Below are 15,705 nucleotides of genomic sequence, written 5' to 3'. Positions count from 1 at the left end.
TCTAAAAAAGGTTTATTCCTTTTTTATATGATAATAATTGTTTTTTTTCATATTAAATTTATTTTTTATCAATCTTCCTATACAAGATTGTATTATTTATATATAATTATATTGTAAAGTATAAGTTTAACTTAGATTTTAAACTTGCTTTATATACCTTTATAGTTATTTTTATTTTTAGATACAATATAAAACCAATTAAAATTTAAAATTACTTTTGTTCTGTTGTCATTAATTAGTTAATTATTTACACATTAGGATAACGTTATCATAAGCAAAAGTTTATGTCCTAAAAAAAATACAAGGAGGATTTTCTTATGTCAGAAATTTTATTAGGAACAGGTTTACTTTTATTGGTTCTATGTTGTTTCACAATTTTTAGTTACAAAGCTCCATATGGTATGAAAGCTATGGGAGCTCTTGCAAGTGCTGCTTGTGCTACTTTCTTAGTCGAGGCATTCAATCTTTCTTTACTTGGCGACGTTTTAGGTATGGAATTTTTTAGAAGTGTTGGAGCCGCTAATGGTAGCCTTGGTGGAGTTGCTGCTGCTATACTTGTGCCATTAGCTCTTGGTGTATCTCCAGTTTATGCTGTTTTAATAGGATTATCATGTTTAGATTTTTCTATATTATCTGGATTCGTTGCTGGATACTTTGTTTCTTTCTTAATTAAGTTTATAGAGAAAAAGGTACCACCTGGAGTGGATTTAGTAGTTGTAATCCTTCTATGTGCACCACTATCTCGTCTTATAGCATCAAATGTAGACCCATTAGTTAATAGTACACTACTACAAATCGGACAAGTTTTAATAGAGGCTACTAATATTAGTCCTATAGTAATGGGAATTATATTAGGAGGCTTAATAACAGTAGTTGGTACATCTCCACTTAGTTCAATGGCGCTTACGTCTATAATTGGTCTTACTGGTCTTCCTATGGCAATAGGAGCATTAGGTGCTTTTGGTTCAGCTTTTATGAACTCAACATTATTTGCAAGATTGAAGTTAGGATCTAAAAAAGATATTATATCTGTTGCTATTGAACCATTGACTCAATCAGACATAATTTCGGCAAATCCAATACCTATATATTGTACTAATTTCTTTGGAGGTGCTTTTTCTGGTATCATTGTAGCTTTGATGGGTCTTGTAAATATGACTCCAGGTACAGCTACACCTGTAGCTGGATTTGCTATAATGTTTGCCTATAATCCAGTTAATCAAGTACTCATAACAGCTGGCTTATGTGCCTTATTTAATGTAGCTGCAGGATTTTTAGGCTCGAAAATATTCAGTACTTTTAAAGTTCTTACTGCTGGTGAAATACGTGGTACTGATGTAGAAAAAGAAATTGCTTAAAAATAATAAGATTTATAAATTAATATTTTAAGTTAATATTTTAAATGATAAAGTTTTATATTGTAGGCAATTTTATTAATTGCAAGCGTTTTATTTTTATATTTATTTATGATTATTATGTGTGTTAAATATTTAGATAGTTTTTTATTTTTTTAATTTACTTTTTATTTAGTTTTTTATTTAGTTGATGTATTAAAAATAAATGTTAGTATAATTTATTACTATTAGATATCATAACTTTTAAGGTACATAAAAAGTTCTATTTAATAATTAGATAATATTAAAAAATAAAAGCGATACATGACCTTTTAAAAAGTCTATGTATCGCTTTGTTGTTATCACAATCTCAACAAAAATTTTAAAATTTATTATTTTAATTATAATCTTTCAATATATAGACTCACATAGACAACTTTAATTCTGTCATATAAATCTTTATTTGAATATTATTATATGTAATGTACTTAGTTTTTAAATGAATGTATAGGAGCTGGAATTCTTCCTCCTCTTTGAGTAAACAGTTCAGATGAATTTTTATTTATAGGCATTACTGGTGCTCGTCCTAAAAGACCTCCAAACTCGACCATATCACCTACATCACATCCTGGTGCTGGTATAATTCTAACTGCTGTAGTCTTATTATTAATCATACCTATTGCTGCTTCATCAGCTATCATAGCTCCAAGTGTACCTGCTGTAGTATCTCCTGGCACAGCTATCATATCAAGACCTACAGAACAAATTGCAGTCATAGCTTCAAGTTTATCTATACTTAAAGCACCCTTAATAACAGCATCAATCATACCTGCATCTTCAGATACTGGTATAAACGCTCCACTGAGTCCTCCAACATGTGAACATGCCATAACTCCACCCTTTTTAACTGCATCATTTAAAAGAGCTAGTGCTGCTGTAGTACCATGAGTACCAACAACTTCAAGTCCCATCTCTTCTAATATATTTGCTACTGAATCTCCAATTGCAGGTGTAGGGGCTAATGATAGGTCTATTATTCCAAATGGAACATCTAGTCTACTAGAAGCTTCTTTCGCTACAAGTTGTCCAACTCTTGTAATTTTAAATGCTGTCTTTTTAACAGTTTCTGCAACAACATCAAATGGCTCTCCTTTTACCTTTTCTAAAGCTCTCTTAACAACACCAGGACCACTTACACCAACATTGATAATTCTATCTGCTTCACCAACACCATGGAATGCTCCTGCCATAAATGGATTATCTTCTACTGCATTACAAAATACTACTAGTTTTGCACAACCAAATCCTTTTGCATCTTTTGTCATTTCTGCAGTTTCTTTTATAATTTCTCCCATTTCTTTTACTGCATCCATATTTATACCACATCGTGTAGAACCTACATTTACTGAAGCACATACCTTATTAGTACTTGCCAAAGCTCTTGGAATTGATTTAATTAATATCTTATCACCTTTTGTATATCCCTTTTGAACCAATGCTGAGAATCCACCAATAAAGTCTATTCCTAAATCCTCTGCTGCTTTATCTAATGTCTGTGCGAATTTCACATAATCTTCTTCATCTGTTGCACCTGCAATAATGGATATTGGAGTTACTGATACTCTTTTATTTACAATTGGAATACCAAATTCACGTTCTATATCCTTACCAACTTTTACTAAGTCTTTAGCAGAATTCATAATTTTATTATATATTTTTTCTCTCGCTTTATCTCCATCAGGGTCTATACAATCTAGTAATGAAATCCCCATAGTTATAGTTCTTATATCTAACTGTTCTTCATCTATCATCTTGATTGTTTCAAGTATATTTCCTACATTCACTGTTATCACCTCCCCTTACTATTTACTACAGATTATGCATTGAATTAAAGATTTCTTCTCTTTGAATTTTTACATCTACTGATAATTTCTTTCCTCTTTCAATTAAATCTTCAACCGTTTGCTCAAAAGAATTTAATGCTTTTTCTAAATCAACTACCATAATCATTGTAAAATATTCTTGAAGTATTTTTTGTGAAATATCTACTATATTAATATTTTGCTTGTATAGCTCATCACTAATTCCTGCTACTATACCTGGTTTATCCTTTCCAATCACTGTTAAAATTGCTCTCATAATAATATCCTCCCTTATTTTTTTATAAATCTTACATTTTTACAAATTGAACTAGTTGCTAACATATATTTCATTTATTTGTTGGTAAATCACTTTTTATGTATATATTTAATATATTTTAATACCTATATATTCATTTGTCAATTTTTTTTCAATATTCTATTATTTTTATACTATTTAACCAAACTGTATATTATATATCATTTTATTAATAGTTATATATAGTTTTCATAATAATGAAAGGCATTACTTAGTAGCTTTATAATTTACTAAATAATACCTTTTTAAAAATTATTTTTTTATTTGTATGAATTCTATTACATTTTTTCTTACACTTGGATTTACAGCTAATATAGAAACAATCATAGTTGGAGTTAATATACAAAGTAAAAAGAAAATCTCTCTATTTAAATTATATTTTTTAAATATAGATTTAAGATTCTCATTGTCATTTGCTATTTCATCATAATTATTTACTCCTGATTTTTCATTGTTTATTTCTTTATTTCCGTTTACAAAAGCCTCTCCATAAGAGAAATATTGATTATTATTGCTAAATACTGATTTCTGTTTTAAATTATAATTGCTATCATCTTCTATCATTAAATTTTTACTATTAAATTTATTTTTATACTCATAATCATTTTCTTTATCAGCATTTATATCAGTATTTTCTTTATTATTTTGATGATTTTTATTATCGACACCACCAGCACTTGGTCCTATGTTATCTTCTGAATCATTTGGTTTTCCTCCATTAGAATCATTATTTTCATTACTACCATTGTCAGTATTTTCTTTATTTTCATTATTATCTTCTTCTTTATTTTTATTGTTATTACCCTCATTTTCACTACTGCCATCTCTATCTGGGTCATCTCTACCACCACCTCCACGATCACCTCCATCTATAATAACGTCTCGGTCATCTTCTGGTGTCATCTGACCATTGCCTCCACCCATCACAAATCCTGGTTTTAAAAATATATTTGAATATCCGTCCCTTAATCCACCTTCTACATTTACTCTAAAACATCTCAATTTAAAATCTTCAAAATCAAGTATAGTTTGGTTACTAATATAATTTAATTCTTTGCTTACCCAATTTATACCATCATCAGAATATTCTACAAATACCTTCTTGGCATTATATGGCATACTGTAATCTAAAATAGCTGAATAACCCTTTTTTGAGTTTATAAAAGATACTTCTAAATCGTTTATAGGTCCTTTATTTGTAACATGAACATATAAAATAGGCGCAACATTATGATTTAGCACTATATTATTTTCATTTAGATATTCTTCTTTAAATTTTCCTTTTATCACGAACTCTGCATTTTTATTTAAATCAGTATAGTAATTTGATAAATCCCAGTCCACATCTAACCTTTTAAACTTTCCACTAGAAGTTTTTAAAGTTACAGTTTGAGGAAATTTTAAATCTTCTATTTTATCTTCTTTTGTTATCATTATTTCCTCTTCAAAGACTCCAATACCTCTGCAATTACACCTTATAATATTATAATCATCATCTTGAGGTATATCTGGCATTATTGTATTTTGCTCTCCTATAATATAGACATTCTTGATCTCTGATACAATTGACCGTCCTTTTTTATTGTTACTTCTTAACCCTAAACTTTGCTGTTTATTATCATCATTGACAATTACTGAAGTATCCTCTATTTCGACTTCTCCCTTAGAATAAATTCCTATAGCATTTTCTCCATCAACTTCAATCGTTTTACAGTCTACTCTAACATTATTTTCCGAATAAATTCCTATAGCGTTTTCTCCACTTGCTTTTATGTTTCCAACCTCACCATAATATGTATCTATAATTAAATCAGCTTCTTCTTCTGCATACAAAGCAGTTCCATTTAAAGCAGTTATATTATCTATCCCTATCCTTAGCTTTCCTCCTCGTTCTACATGAATTACACCGTCTGTTTCACCTTCTCCAATTATATTTAATTCATTCCCATTGATAAAAAAGTTCCCTTTATCTTTTATGAGTATTTTATACTTATTGGTATCTATTGTAATCTTAGTTCCATATGGAATACTAAGTTCAAAATAACCATCTATTACCATATCACAAGAAAGAGTGTAAACTATTTTTTTATTATTATATTCATTTTTCAAAATCCAACTTTTAAAATCATTCAGACAATTATTTTCTTGGGAAAAACTCTTATTTGGGAAAAGTGCAAAAATCATAATTAACAAATTTATAAGAATAAAAGCTTTGTTTGTTTTGCTCATATTTTTCTCCTACTAATTCTCTTATCAAATAAAATTGAGTTATTTTAAACAATTTTACTTATTTTACTATTTAAATTTTATAAATTTATTTATATACTTTATGATACCAGGATTTACTGCTATTATTGAACATAGCATGATTAAAACTACAATTCCAATTCCAATGATGATTCCACTATTAAAATTTTGAGTTTTATTCTGTGATTGAGAAGGAGAGTCTAATTTATCATTAAACTTACCTACTTCAGAAGTATCTTCTCGATTTAAGGCATTATCGTCATTAAATGTATTTTGAGGAGATTTATAATTTTCATTATGACTTTCTGTTAATATTTCCTTTAAACTACTTTCAATTTTATTTTTCATGATTAAATCATTACTCTTAAAGTTTTTGTCTTGATTATTAATGTTTTTGTTTGTTTCATTCTCTGTCTTAATATCTTTTTCATCTGACTTATCATTTTTTTCATCTTGCTGAAGTTTATTGTCTTTTTCTTCATCATTAGATTCTGTATCTTTATTAGAATCTTCAGGTCTTTGCTTATCAATAGCTTCATTCTCATTATTGTCATTTGTATCTCCAATAATCTCAGAATCTTCTCTATCTGGGTCATCTCTACCGCCACCACCACGGTCTCCATCAATATCATCATTTTCCCGTTCATCATCTGGTGTCTCTTGGCTATCGCCACCTCCCGTTATAAATCCTGGTTTAAAAACTATATTTGAATACCCTTCTTTTAATCCTCCTTCCACTCTTACTCTAAAACAACGCAGCTTAAAATCTTCAAAGAAAAGTATAGCTTGGTCTCTAATATCCTCCTGTTCTTCAGATATCCAATTTATTCCGTCACTTGAATATTCAACAAAAACTTTACTTGCACTATATGGCATGTCATAATACAAAGCAGCTACATATCCATTTCTTGTATTTTGAAATTCCAATTCCAAATTATCTATTGGTTTTTTCTCTATAACAGATATATTCAAAATAGGAACAACATCATCATTTATTATAATTTTTTCTTTATTTAATGTTTCTGTTTTAAACTTTCCTGTTATACTAAAATTTTCTTCTTTTTTTAGCTTTTTATAATAATCAGTAAAATCCCATTCTACATCTATATCTATTTGATTACTACTAGATGTTTCTAATACCATATCTTTGGGAAATTTTATATTTTCTATTTTATCATCTTTACTTACTTTTATTTCTTCACTAAATACATTAATTCCCCTATGACAACATTTTACAATATTATATCCAGAATCTTCAGATATGGCTGGTATAAACTCATTATAACTATCAATTATATAAATATTTTTACTTTTTGATACAATTGATTTAACAGTTTTATCTGAACTTCTTAATAATCTAGTTTTGTTGTCATTATCATAAGCTCTTACTGATGTGCTTTCCAACTCAATATCACCTTTACAATATACTCCTACAGCATTTTTCCCTCTTACCTCTATATCCTTATATGGCACTCTAATGTCATTTTCAGAATAAATTCCTATAGCATTATTTCCATTTGCCCTTATATTTCCAATACTTTCATAGTATGAACTAAATCTTAAATAACCTCCTTCTTCAATATATAAGGCAGTTCCGTTGGTAGCAATTATATTATCTATACCTATATTTAATCTCCCTCCTTTTTCTACATGTATTACTCCATCTTCTCCACCCTCTCCTACTATATTCAATTCATTTTCTTGAATTATAAAATTCCCTTGGTCTTTTATTAAAATTTTATATTTATTAGTATCTATTGTGAGTTTAGCTTCATCTGGAGTGAAAAACCTATATTCTTCATCTATCACCATATCACAAGAAAGAGTGTAGACCATCTCTCCAGTATTGTTTTTATTTTCTTGATACCATATTTTAAAATCTTCAAGGCAATTATCCTCTTGTCCAAAGACTTTATGTGGAAAACTTATAAAACATAAAAATATTATATTTACAAAAATAAATATCTCATACTTTCTCATACTACACCTCTAGAATTTTTTTAGCTTAAAACAGCCTTGTATAAAAATATACTTTACTCATTATAATTTTTCCACAATTATCAATTATTGTCAATTTATATAAAAACTTTTATTGATTTTTATAAATAAAAAGCTACTTGTTAAAGTAAACAAATATTTTACTTTAACAAGTAGCTATATTTTTATAACAAAATAGTTATGATATTAGAACTTCCTTCATTTACAATTTTTTGTAGAGTCTTTTGCATCTTGACTCTTATTTCCTCTGGCATAGTATACAATTTACTTTGAAGCTGTTCTTTTACTAAATCATGAAGTGACTTCCCAAACATATTTGATTCCCATAAATCTGCTGGTTGCTCTTCAAATACCTCCATAAGATATTTTATCATCTCCTCACCTTGATTTTGATTTCCAACTATAGGAGAAACTTCTGTAGATATATCTGCTTTTATAATGTGAAGTGATGGTGCGTTAGCTTTTAACTTAATACCATACTGTTTTCCTTGTTTCATTATTTCTGGTTCTTCCAAGCTAAGTTCTTCTAAAGAAGGGGCTACTACTCCATATCCTTTTATCTTAGCATCTATTAAAGCGCTTTCTATCTTATCATACTCATTTTTAACTTTAGATAGTCTAGTTATCAGGCTAAGTAATTGATAATCCCCTTCAATTTTAAATCCACTTTTTTCTTCAAGGACATTATAGAATAAATCTTGCTTTGTTTGTAAGTCAATGTTTATGACACCTTCCCCTAACTCTACATGGTCAACACCTGTATCATCTAAAAAATCTAACTCAGAGAAACCTTGCATAATTCCTTCTATATCTCTTATTTTACCTATATCTATAATGCTCTGTTTTAATGTTGTTATTATACTGCTTTTTATCCAGTGATTTCTCTCAAGACCTTCCACCCATTTAGGTAAGTTTATTCTTATTTCTGTAAGTGGGAAATCATATAGTACAGTTTCCATAACTTCTTCTATATCCTCATCTTCCATTTCAACTATATTCATTGGAAGGACTGGAACTTCATATTTTTCCTCTAATTCATTTCTAAGCAGACTTGTTTCTTCACTTCTAGGACTTAACGTATTTAAAACTACAGCAAATGGTTTTTTAAGATTTTTTAATTCTTGTATAACTCTCTCTTCTGGCTCTACATAGCTTTTTCTATCAATACCAGTAACTGAGCCATCTGTCAAGACAACTATTCCTATTGTAGAATGGTCTTTTATAACTTTTTTAGTCCCTATCTCTGCTGCTTTCTCAAATGTCATAGCTTCTTGTGACCAAGGAGTGGATACTAATCTTTGCTTTCCACCTTCCTCATGACCTAAAGCTCCTTCAACTATGTATCCAACACAATCTACCATTCTCACTTTTAAAGATACTGTGTCTTTTATTTTAATTTCTACACCATCTGCTGGTACAAATTTTGGCTCTACTGTCATTATAGTTTTGCCTGAACCACTTTGAGGTATCTCATCTCTTGTTCTATCTTTTTTGAACTCATTGTCTATATTTGGGATAACCAACTTTTCCATAAACTTTCTTATAAAAGTTGATTTTCCTGTTCTTACAGGCCCCACTACTCCAATATATATATCCCCCTGAGTCCTTTTGGATATATCTTCGTATATGTTATTATTCATATTATTCCTCCTATACATCTAATCTTATTAAATTATATTTAGATTTCGAGGTTAATATTCTTAAAATAGAAAAATAAAGACCAGCAATATTAATTTAGTTTACATATAGAAATTTGCAAATTTCAATGTAAATTAAATTATAATGCTAGCCTAAATAGTAATGTATTATATTAACTAACTTTAGTAGTATTTTCATTTGACTTACTATTCATTTCAATAAGCTCTTTACGTCTTTCTTTAGTCATATTCATCCATATAAATGTAAACACCAATCCAATTATGGCTACTATAGTAAGAACAATGAAGTAGTACTTATATCCAGTTACACCTGGAAATGCATCTAATATCTTTCCTGCTGCTAGAGGACAAAGTACTTCTGGAAGATATCCTAATGTAGCAACTATACCTATAGCAGTTCCTGATATTGATAGTGAATAATTACCTTCTTCAAGTAATGAATAATGTAAACCTTGAATTGCATACATAGATACATATATTGCAACACATCCAATCAATAGTACATAAATCATAGAAGATTTCGTTGGTGTAAAGATTACACCTAAAAGTCCTGCAATCATAAGTATAAATCCATAAGATATAATCTTTGATGAACCAACTTTATCTCCAAGCAATCCAGAAGCAGCTGATGCTACTGGTCTACAGTACTGAGCTAATATTGATATTGCAGATGCAAATACTACAGTAGCTCCAAATGCTTCAGTTGAATACGGCGTAAAATAATAAAATGACATATTAGCTGAATATGAGCAAAACATTATTATTGTTATTATCCATGTATGAGGCATTTTTATTACTGTAAAGAAAGCTTCTTTATCAAATTTGGCTGATACCTCTTTTTCATTATCTTTTAACTTAAAAAATACTAATAATCCAACTATTACATTTATAGCTGAATACAGTACTATAATAGCTGTAAGACCAGATTTATCACTTACTTTTGATGAAATATATCCAAATAATATTAAGACTATAGATAAATGAATTGCATTGGTAATTCCACGACCACTTTCCATAAATCCAAAAGCTTTTCCTTGTTCATTTTCAGATGCTAACATCCTGACAGCTTTTACAAGAGCTGGCCAAAAAGTAAGTATTGTTGTTATTCCCCATAAAGCATGGATTAAAAATACAACAATATATGGAGGATAAAGCGTTAATACAAGACCAGATACCCCTGTAATAATTAAAGAACCTGAAAGTAGTTTTCTGGCTGAAATACGGTCTGCTAAGAAACCACCAAAAAGGTATGATACCATTGCAAGTAGACCATAAATGCTTCCTAAACTCCCCATTTGTGTATTTGTAAGATTAAATGCTTGTGCAAAAGTGTCATAGTAATAATTCTTTAAATATGGTAAAGCATATATAAAGGCTCCTGCTACAAAGAGTATTATCAAGACTTTGAAATTTTTCCAAATGCTTGGTTTATTCACTTCAACTGACATATTTCCTCCTTATGTAAATACTTATAAATTTTTATGACAACTAATTATTGATTTTTTAACATATCAATATATTATAAATTTATTGATATGTTAAGTTAATTTATCCATAATTTTTAGTGAACTAAAGAGATACGCTTTTAGTTCACTAAAATAATTATATTTTTATTTATAGGAATCTCCAGAATTATTAGATACCTTCTTTTCATAGTTCTTCCATATCATTAAACCTGTTATTATAACAAAAAGACCTCCACCTATCATTTCAATCTCATAGACTATATTATCCTTTAAAGTCTCCATAACTGGTGCTGTTGAGAAAAGTATCCCTACTACAGTCACTACAAGTACCATTCTGGCTATATTGATACAAACTGAATCACTTTTTGCAATTGAGTATGGTCTTTCTTCGTTTGGTCTTGTCTTTCTAAGTCTTATATATGACGTAAAAAGTAATACATATGGAAACAAGGCTGTTAAGGCTGTCATAGTTACAAGGACATTATATATATTATCTACTGACGGCAGTAAATTTGTTCCTATAAGAAGTAGACTCACTATTATAGCTTGAATTACTACAGCATTTGATGGTATATTGTGTTTATTTGTAACAGTTAATTGCTTAGGAAATACACCTTCTTTTACATTTCCAAAAAGCATCTTTACTGGACCTGCTATATAAAGTATTAGTGCTCCAAGTACTGATAAAGTTATCCCAAATGCTACTACTCTTATAAACCAGCTTCCTATTCCTAAATCTTGTGCAACTTTAGCTAGCGCATCTAGTATTCCTGTCGATGCTGCAATTTCATCTGGAGGAAGTATCATTGTTATTGCTACTGAACCTAGGATATAGATTCCTCCTATTAAAACAGCTACTGTCAATATAGCTTTAGGGAAGTTTTTCTTAGCATTATCCATTTCGGTTATGAAATTAGCAGTTGTTTCAGCTCCTGATAGTGCAAATATTATAGCAGATATAGAAACTAGTGAATTAGCATCTATCTTTGGTATTATATTTTGGATTGTATATACAGATGCTGATGGAGCTTTTTTGAGAATAACTACAGACATAAATGCCATCACTATAAGTAATATAGCAGGAATTGTAGAACCTAATGCTCCTGTATTTGTAAAGAATTTTCCAAATGCCATTCCACGAGTACTTACTAAGGATAACATCCAGAATATTATGAGTGAAAGCACTAAAATAAACATCTTATTGTTTGATAGAGCTGGATTTCCAAGCATATAAGCAATATTTATAGCTAAGAATGTCAAGAATGAGGAATACCAAAATATCTTTGATGTCCAATTTAACCATGACACCATAAATCCCCACTTCTCTCCATAAGCCTGTTTAACCCATTCTCCAAGTCCACCATCTTTTGGATATGTTGCAGCCAACTCTGCACATATAAGTGATGCTGGAACAAAGAATATAAAAGCAAACAATAACCAAACTGGTATCGAACCAAGACCCAACCCAAAACTAGAGGCAGTAGATTTAGCTATCCATCTAATCCCAAATAATGCTGATATATTCATAAATACTAAATCCCAAAATCCAATCTTCTTTTTCACTGTAATTCCTCCAATTTCAAATTTACTTAAATTCATACATATGTACTAATTTAAATATCAAGTATAAGCTCTTCAACACTTCTTGGATAATTAGTTATAATTGTAGCACTATTTTTACCTACTATTGCTGTATCTGAATGTCTAAATCCACCAATTCCAGGTATATATATTCCTGGTTCCATAGAAAATACCATTCCTTCTTCTAATATTAATTCATTGTCAAATCTTAAATATGGTTCCTCATGTTCTGATAAACCTAAACCATGACCAATTCTGTGATTTGAATATAACTCTAGACCATGCTTTGCAACAACAGCTCTTGCTGCTTCATCCACCATTCTTGCTGGTATACCAGCTTTTATTGTATCTAATCCAGCTTGTTGAGCTTCTACTGCAATCTTAAATACTTCCTTTTGTCTTTCTGTTGGCTTACCTATAATAAAAGTTCTTTCATTTTCTGCTCTATAGTTTTCATACCAAACCTGTCTACTATGTATTACTATATCTCCTCTTTGAAGTATCCTAGTATTGGAGTCTAAATGTGGTTGTGCTGTTCTATCGATGCCTGAACAAGTCCAGTTTGCAAATCCGATATATGTATCAGGATAATTTTCAGATACATATTTTAGTAAAGCATTATCCCCTGCAACGTCAAATTCCAATTCACTCATCCCAACTCTAACATTTTCCAAAGAACCTTTTATTCCTATATCAGATAAGTAACCAGCTATCTTTAAAAATTCTATCTCTCTTGCATCTTTTACATATCTCATTTCAAATATTTTACTTCCAACATCTTTAATAGCAAATGATTTCTCAGTTATATATTCTGAAAAGCTTGCAGATACTATATCTTTTTCTATCCCAACAGTTATTCCTTTAGGATATCTATTTAAAATTATATCTAAGTAATGTTTATGTGATATTCCATGTTCTTTCATCTCTGGTATTTCATAATATACATATACATTATCAACTTTTGCAACTTCTTTAGCATGTAGCTCCTCTAATCCAGGTACTATTAATTCTATTTTATCTTGAGTTACTACTGTTACAATTGGTCTAGAGTAAGTTATTGCTTTAAATCCACTAATATAAAATTGGTTGTCTGGTTCAAATATTAGGGCAATTTCAATGTTTTTTTCATTCATATACTTTCTTAATCTTTCTAGTCTCATATTATTTGACATAGTGCACCTCTTTCTCAATATTTAGATAATTTATTCAACACAACAAAGATAAACATATTATTTTAAAATTATTAACATTTTTATTAATTGTTGTATTCGTATGTAAATTAAATTTATTTGTGATTATTTTATCATAATCATGATTATTTTGTCAATCATGATTTAATTTTAAAATATTTTTTATATTATTATGATTTTAAATTATCTAAAATATAACAAGTATACATTATATTTTGGAATATTATTCTTGATTTATGGTAAATTTAATGATAAAATCACGATTATATAAACTATATTGATTATTTGTAGGTGAATAAAATGACAAATAAAGAGTTACAAAAGAAAAGGATATTGATGTATTTCATAGAAGCTGCTCAAAACATTATGGAAAATGAAGGAATAGAAAATATTACACTTCGTAAGGTTGCAGATATGGCTGGCTATAACAGTTCAACCCTATACAACTACTTTAAAAATTTAGACCATCTAATATCATTTGCATCTATAAAATATTTTAAAGATTATAACTTGAATATTTCGAGGTGTATAGAGAATGTAAATGATGAATATAAGAAATATATAATTATGTGGAAATTATTTTGTAAACATTCTTTTGAAAATGCTCAAGCTTTTTATCAGGTATTTTTTAACTTGTCCAGTGATGAGCTTAGTTATATAACAAAACAATATTATGATATGTTTCCAGAAGATTTAGGTATTCATGACAGTGATATATCTTTAATGATTACAGGAAAAAGTATAAAAGAAAGAAATAAAATACTGTTGAACAATCTTGTAGATACTGGATATATACCAGCTAAAGATTTAGACATAATCAATGATATAATTATTTCTTTTTATCAAAATCTATTATTCTTAAAAAAGAACACAGGAAAAAATTCTAATGATGATGAATTAACTATGAAAATGATTTCTTCTATTGAATACATAATAAAACATGCTAAGTAATATTAAATAGCCCTCTTTATATAAAGAGGGCTAAAACACGTCTATTATTTTTTTATTTTATTATGCAATAAGTTTATATATCATCACCTAAAACTACTTCTTCCATTTCGTGCTTTTTGCTTCTCATCATTAGCTCTATTCCAACTTCTTTAGGATTTGCACCTTTAGTTATCACAGAATATATAGCATTAGTTATTGGCATATCTATATTCAGCTTTTCAGCAACATCATGTGCTACTTCAGTAGCCGTTATTCCTTCTACAACCATCTTTACTTCTTTTAATGTATCTTCTAAGCTCATACCTTGTCCTATAAGTATACCCGCTCTTCTATTTCTACTATGCATGCTTGTACAAGTAACTATTAAATCTCCAATGCCTGAAAGGCCTGCAAATGTAGACATGTTAGCTCCCATAGCAGTACCAAGTCTACTCATTTCACTAATTCCTCTTGTCATAAGAGCTGCTTTTGCATTGTCACCATACCCTAAACCATCACATATACCAGCGCCAAAAGCTATAATATTTTTTAATGCTCCTCCAAGTTCAACTCCAACTATATCTGGATTTGTATAAACTCTAAGTTTAGGGCTCATAAATAAATCCTGTATACTCTGTGCTATTTTTAATTCTTTAGAGGCTACTACTACTGTAGTAGGTATATTTCTTGCTACTTCTTCAGCATGAGATGGGCCAGATAGTATTACATATGGATTTTGTGGCAATTCTTCTTCACATACCTGAGACAATCTAAGTCCAGTGCCTTTTTCAAGACCTTTTGCTACATTAACGATAATCTGTCCAGCTTTTACAAAGGGTTTTATTTTTTCACAAGTACTTCTTACTGCTTGAGATGGAACTGCTAAAACTATTACTTTGCAATTTTCTATAGTTTTTTCTATATCAGTACTTATAGTTATATTATGTGGAAATAATACTCCTGGTAAATAGTCTGTATTTTCTTTAGTCCTGTTTATTTTTTTAGCTTGTTCTTCTTTTCGAGTCCACATGCTAACATCATTACCTTTATTTGCAAGGCCTAAAGCTAATGCACTTCCCCAACTTCCAGTACCTAATACACATACTTTCTCCATGTTTAACAC

At 29.3% G+C, this 15,705-nt stretch carries 11 protein-coding genes; 2 read left to right on the top strand and 9 right to left on the bottom strand.

What is annotated here, in order from left to right; translation table 11 throughout:
• Positions 1 to 317 precede the first annotated feature (317 nt).
• Positions 318 to 1,358, top strand: coding sequence for a PTS sugar transporter subunit IIC (locus tag IC175_RS10310; protein ID WP_227432442.1), 1,041 nt, complete (start codon positions 318 to 320; stop codon positions 1,356 to 1,358).
• A 464-nt stretch (positions 1,359 to 1,822) separates the two neighbouring features.
• Here IC175_RS10310 and IC175_RS10305 read toward each other — a convergent pair whose 3' ends face one another.
• From IC175_RS10305 to IC175_RS10270, 8 genes are all read right to left on the bottom strand, one after another.
• Positions 1,823 to 3,178: a PFL family protein gene (locus IC175_RS10305; protein ID WP_227432441.1), complete on the bottom strand. Its 1,356-nt coding sequence runs from the start codon at positions 3,176 to 3,178 to the stop codon at positions 1,823 to 1,825.
• A 25-nt stretch (positions 3,179 to 3,203) separates the two neighbouring features.
• Positions 3,204 to 3,473 carry an ACT domain-containing protein gene (locus tag IC175_RS10300; protein WP_227432440.1) on the bottom strand — a complete coding sequence of 90 codons (270 nt, stop codon included), beginning with the start codon at positions 3,471 to 3,473 and terminating at the stop codon, positions 3,204 to 3,206.
• Between the two features lie 291 nt (positions 3,474 to 3,764).
• Positions 3,765 to 5,741, bottom strand: coding sequence for an Ig-like domain-containing protein (locus IC175_RS10295; RefSeq protein WP_227432439.1), 1,977 nt, complete (start codon positions 5,739 to 5,741; stop codon positions 3,765 to 3,767).
• 66 nt (positions 5,742 to 5,807) lie between these two features.
• Positions 5,808 to 7,739 carry a hypothetical protein gene (locus tag IC175_RS10290; protein ID WP_227432438.1) on the bottom strand — a complete coding sequence of 644 codons (1,932 nt, stop codon included), beginning with the start codon at positions 7,737 to 7,739 and terminating at the stop codon, positions 5,808 to 5,810.
• A 182-nt stretch (positions 7,740 to 7,921) separates the two neighbouring features.
• Positions 7,922 to 9,397 (bottom strand): stage IV sporulation protein A, encoded by a 1,476-nt coding sequence (gene spoIVA, locus IC175_RS10285; RefSeq protein WP_227432437.1) that lies wholly within the window; start codon positions 9,395 to 9,397, stop codon positions 7,922 to 7,924.
• Positions 9,398 to 9,567: 170 nt separating this feature from the next.
• Positions 9,568 to 10,863 carry an MFS transporter gene (locus tag IC175_RS10280; protein WP_227432436.1) on the bottom strand — a complete coding sequence of 432 codons (1,296 nt, stop codon included), beginning with the start codon at positions 10,861 to 10,863 and terminating at the stop codon, positions 9,568 to 9,570.
• Between the two features lie 162 nt (positions 10,864 to 11,025).
• Positions 11,026 to 12,480, bottom strand: a complete 1,455-nt coding sequence (locus tag IC175_RS10275; RefSeq protein WP_255612845.1) for an amino acid permease — start codon at positions 12,478 to 12,480, stop codon at positions 11,026 to 11,028.
• Positions 12,481 to 12,494: 14 nt separating this feature from the next.
• On the bottom strand, positions 12,495 to 13,634 hold the full coding sequence (locus tag IC175_RS10270) for a M24 family metallopeptidase (protein ID WP_227432434.1): 1,140 nt from the start codon (positions 13,632 to 13,634) through the stop codon (positions 12,495 to 12,497).
• 318 nt (positions 13,635 to 13,952) lie between these two features.
• On the opposite strand from IC175_RS10270, the gene IC175_RS10265 reads away from it, so the two are divergent.
• Positions 13,953 to 14,603, top strand: a complete 651-nt coding sequence (locus IC175_RS10265) for a TetR/AcrR family transcriptional regulator (protein ID WP_227482894.1) — start codon at positions 13,953 to 13,955, stop codon at positions 14,601 to 14,603.
• A gap of 73 nt (positions 14,604 to 14,676) precedes the next feature.
• On the opposite strand, the gene IC175_RS10260 is transcribed toward IC175_RS10265, so the two are convergent.
• The gene (locus IC175_RS10260; RefSeq protein WP_227432432.1) at positions 14,677 to 15,696 is read right to left on the bottom strand and encodes an NAD(P)H-dependent glycerol-3-phosphate dehydrogenase; all 1,020 of its coding nucleotides are present in this window, start codon (positions 15,694 to 15,696) and stop codon (positions 14,677 to 14,679) included.
• Positions 15,697 to 15,705: the final 9 nt, after the last annotated feature.

Source organism: Clostridioides sp. ES-S-0123-01 (assembly GCF_020658415.1).
In the GTDB taxonomy this organism is placed as follows: Bacteria; Bacillota; Clostridia; order Peptostreptococcales; family Peptostreptococcaceae; genus Clostridioides.
Note: the sequence above shows the minus strand (reverse complement) of the source record. Positions and strands in the feature narration are given on the sequence as shown.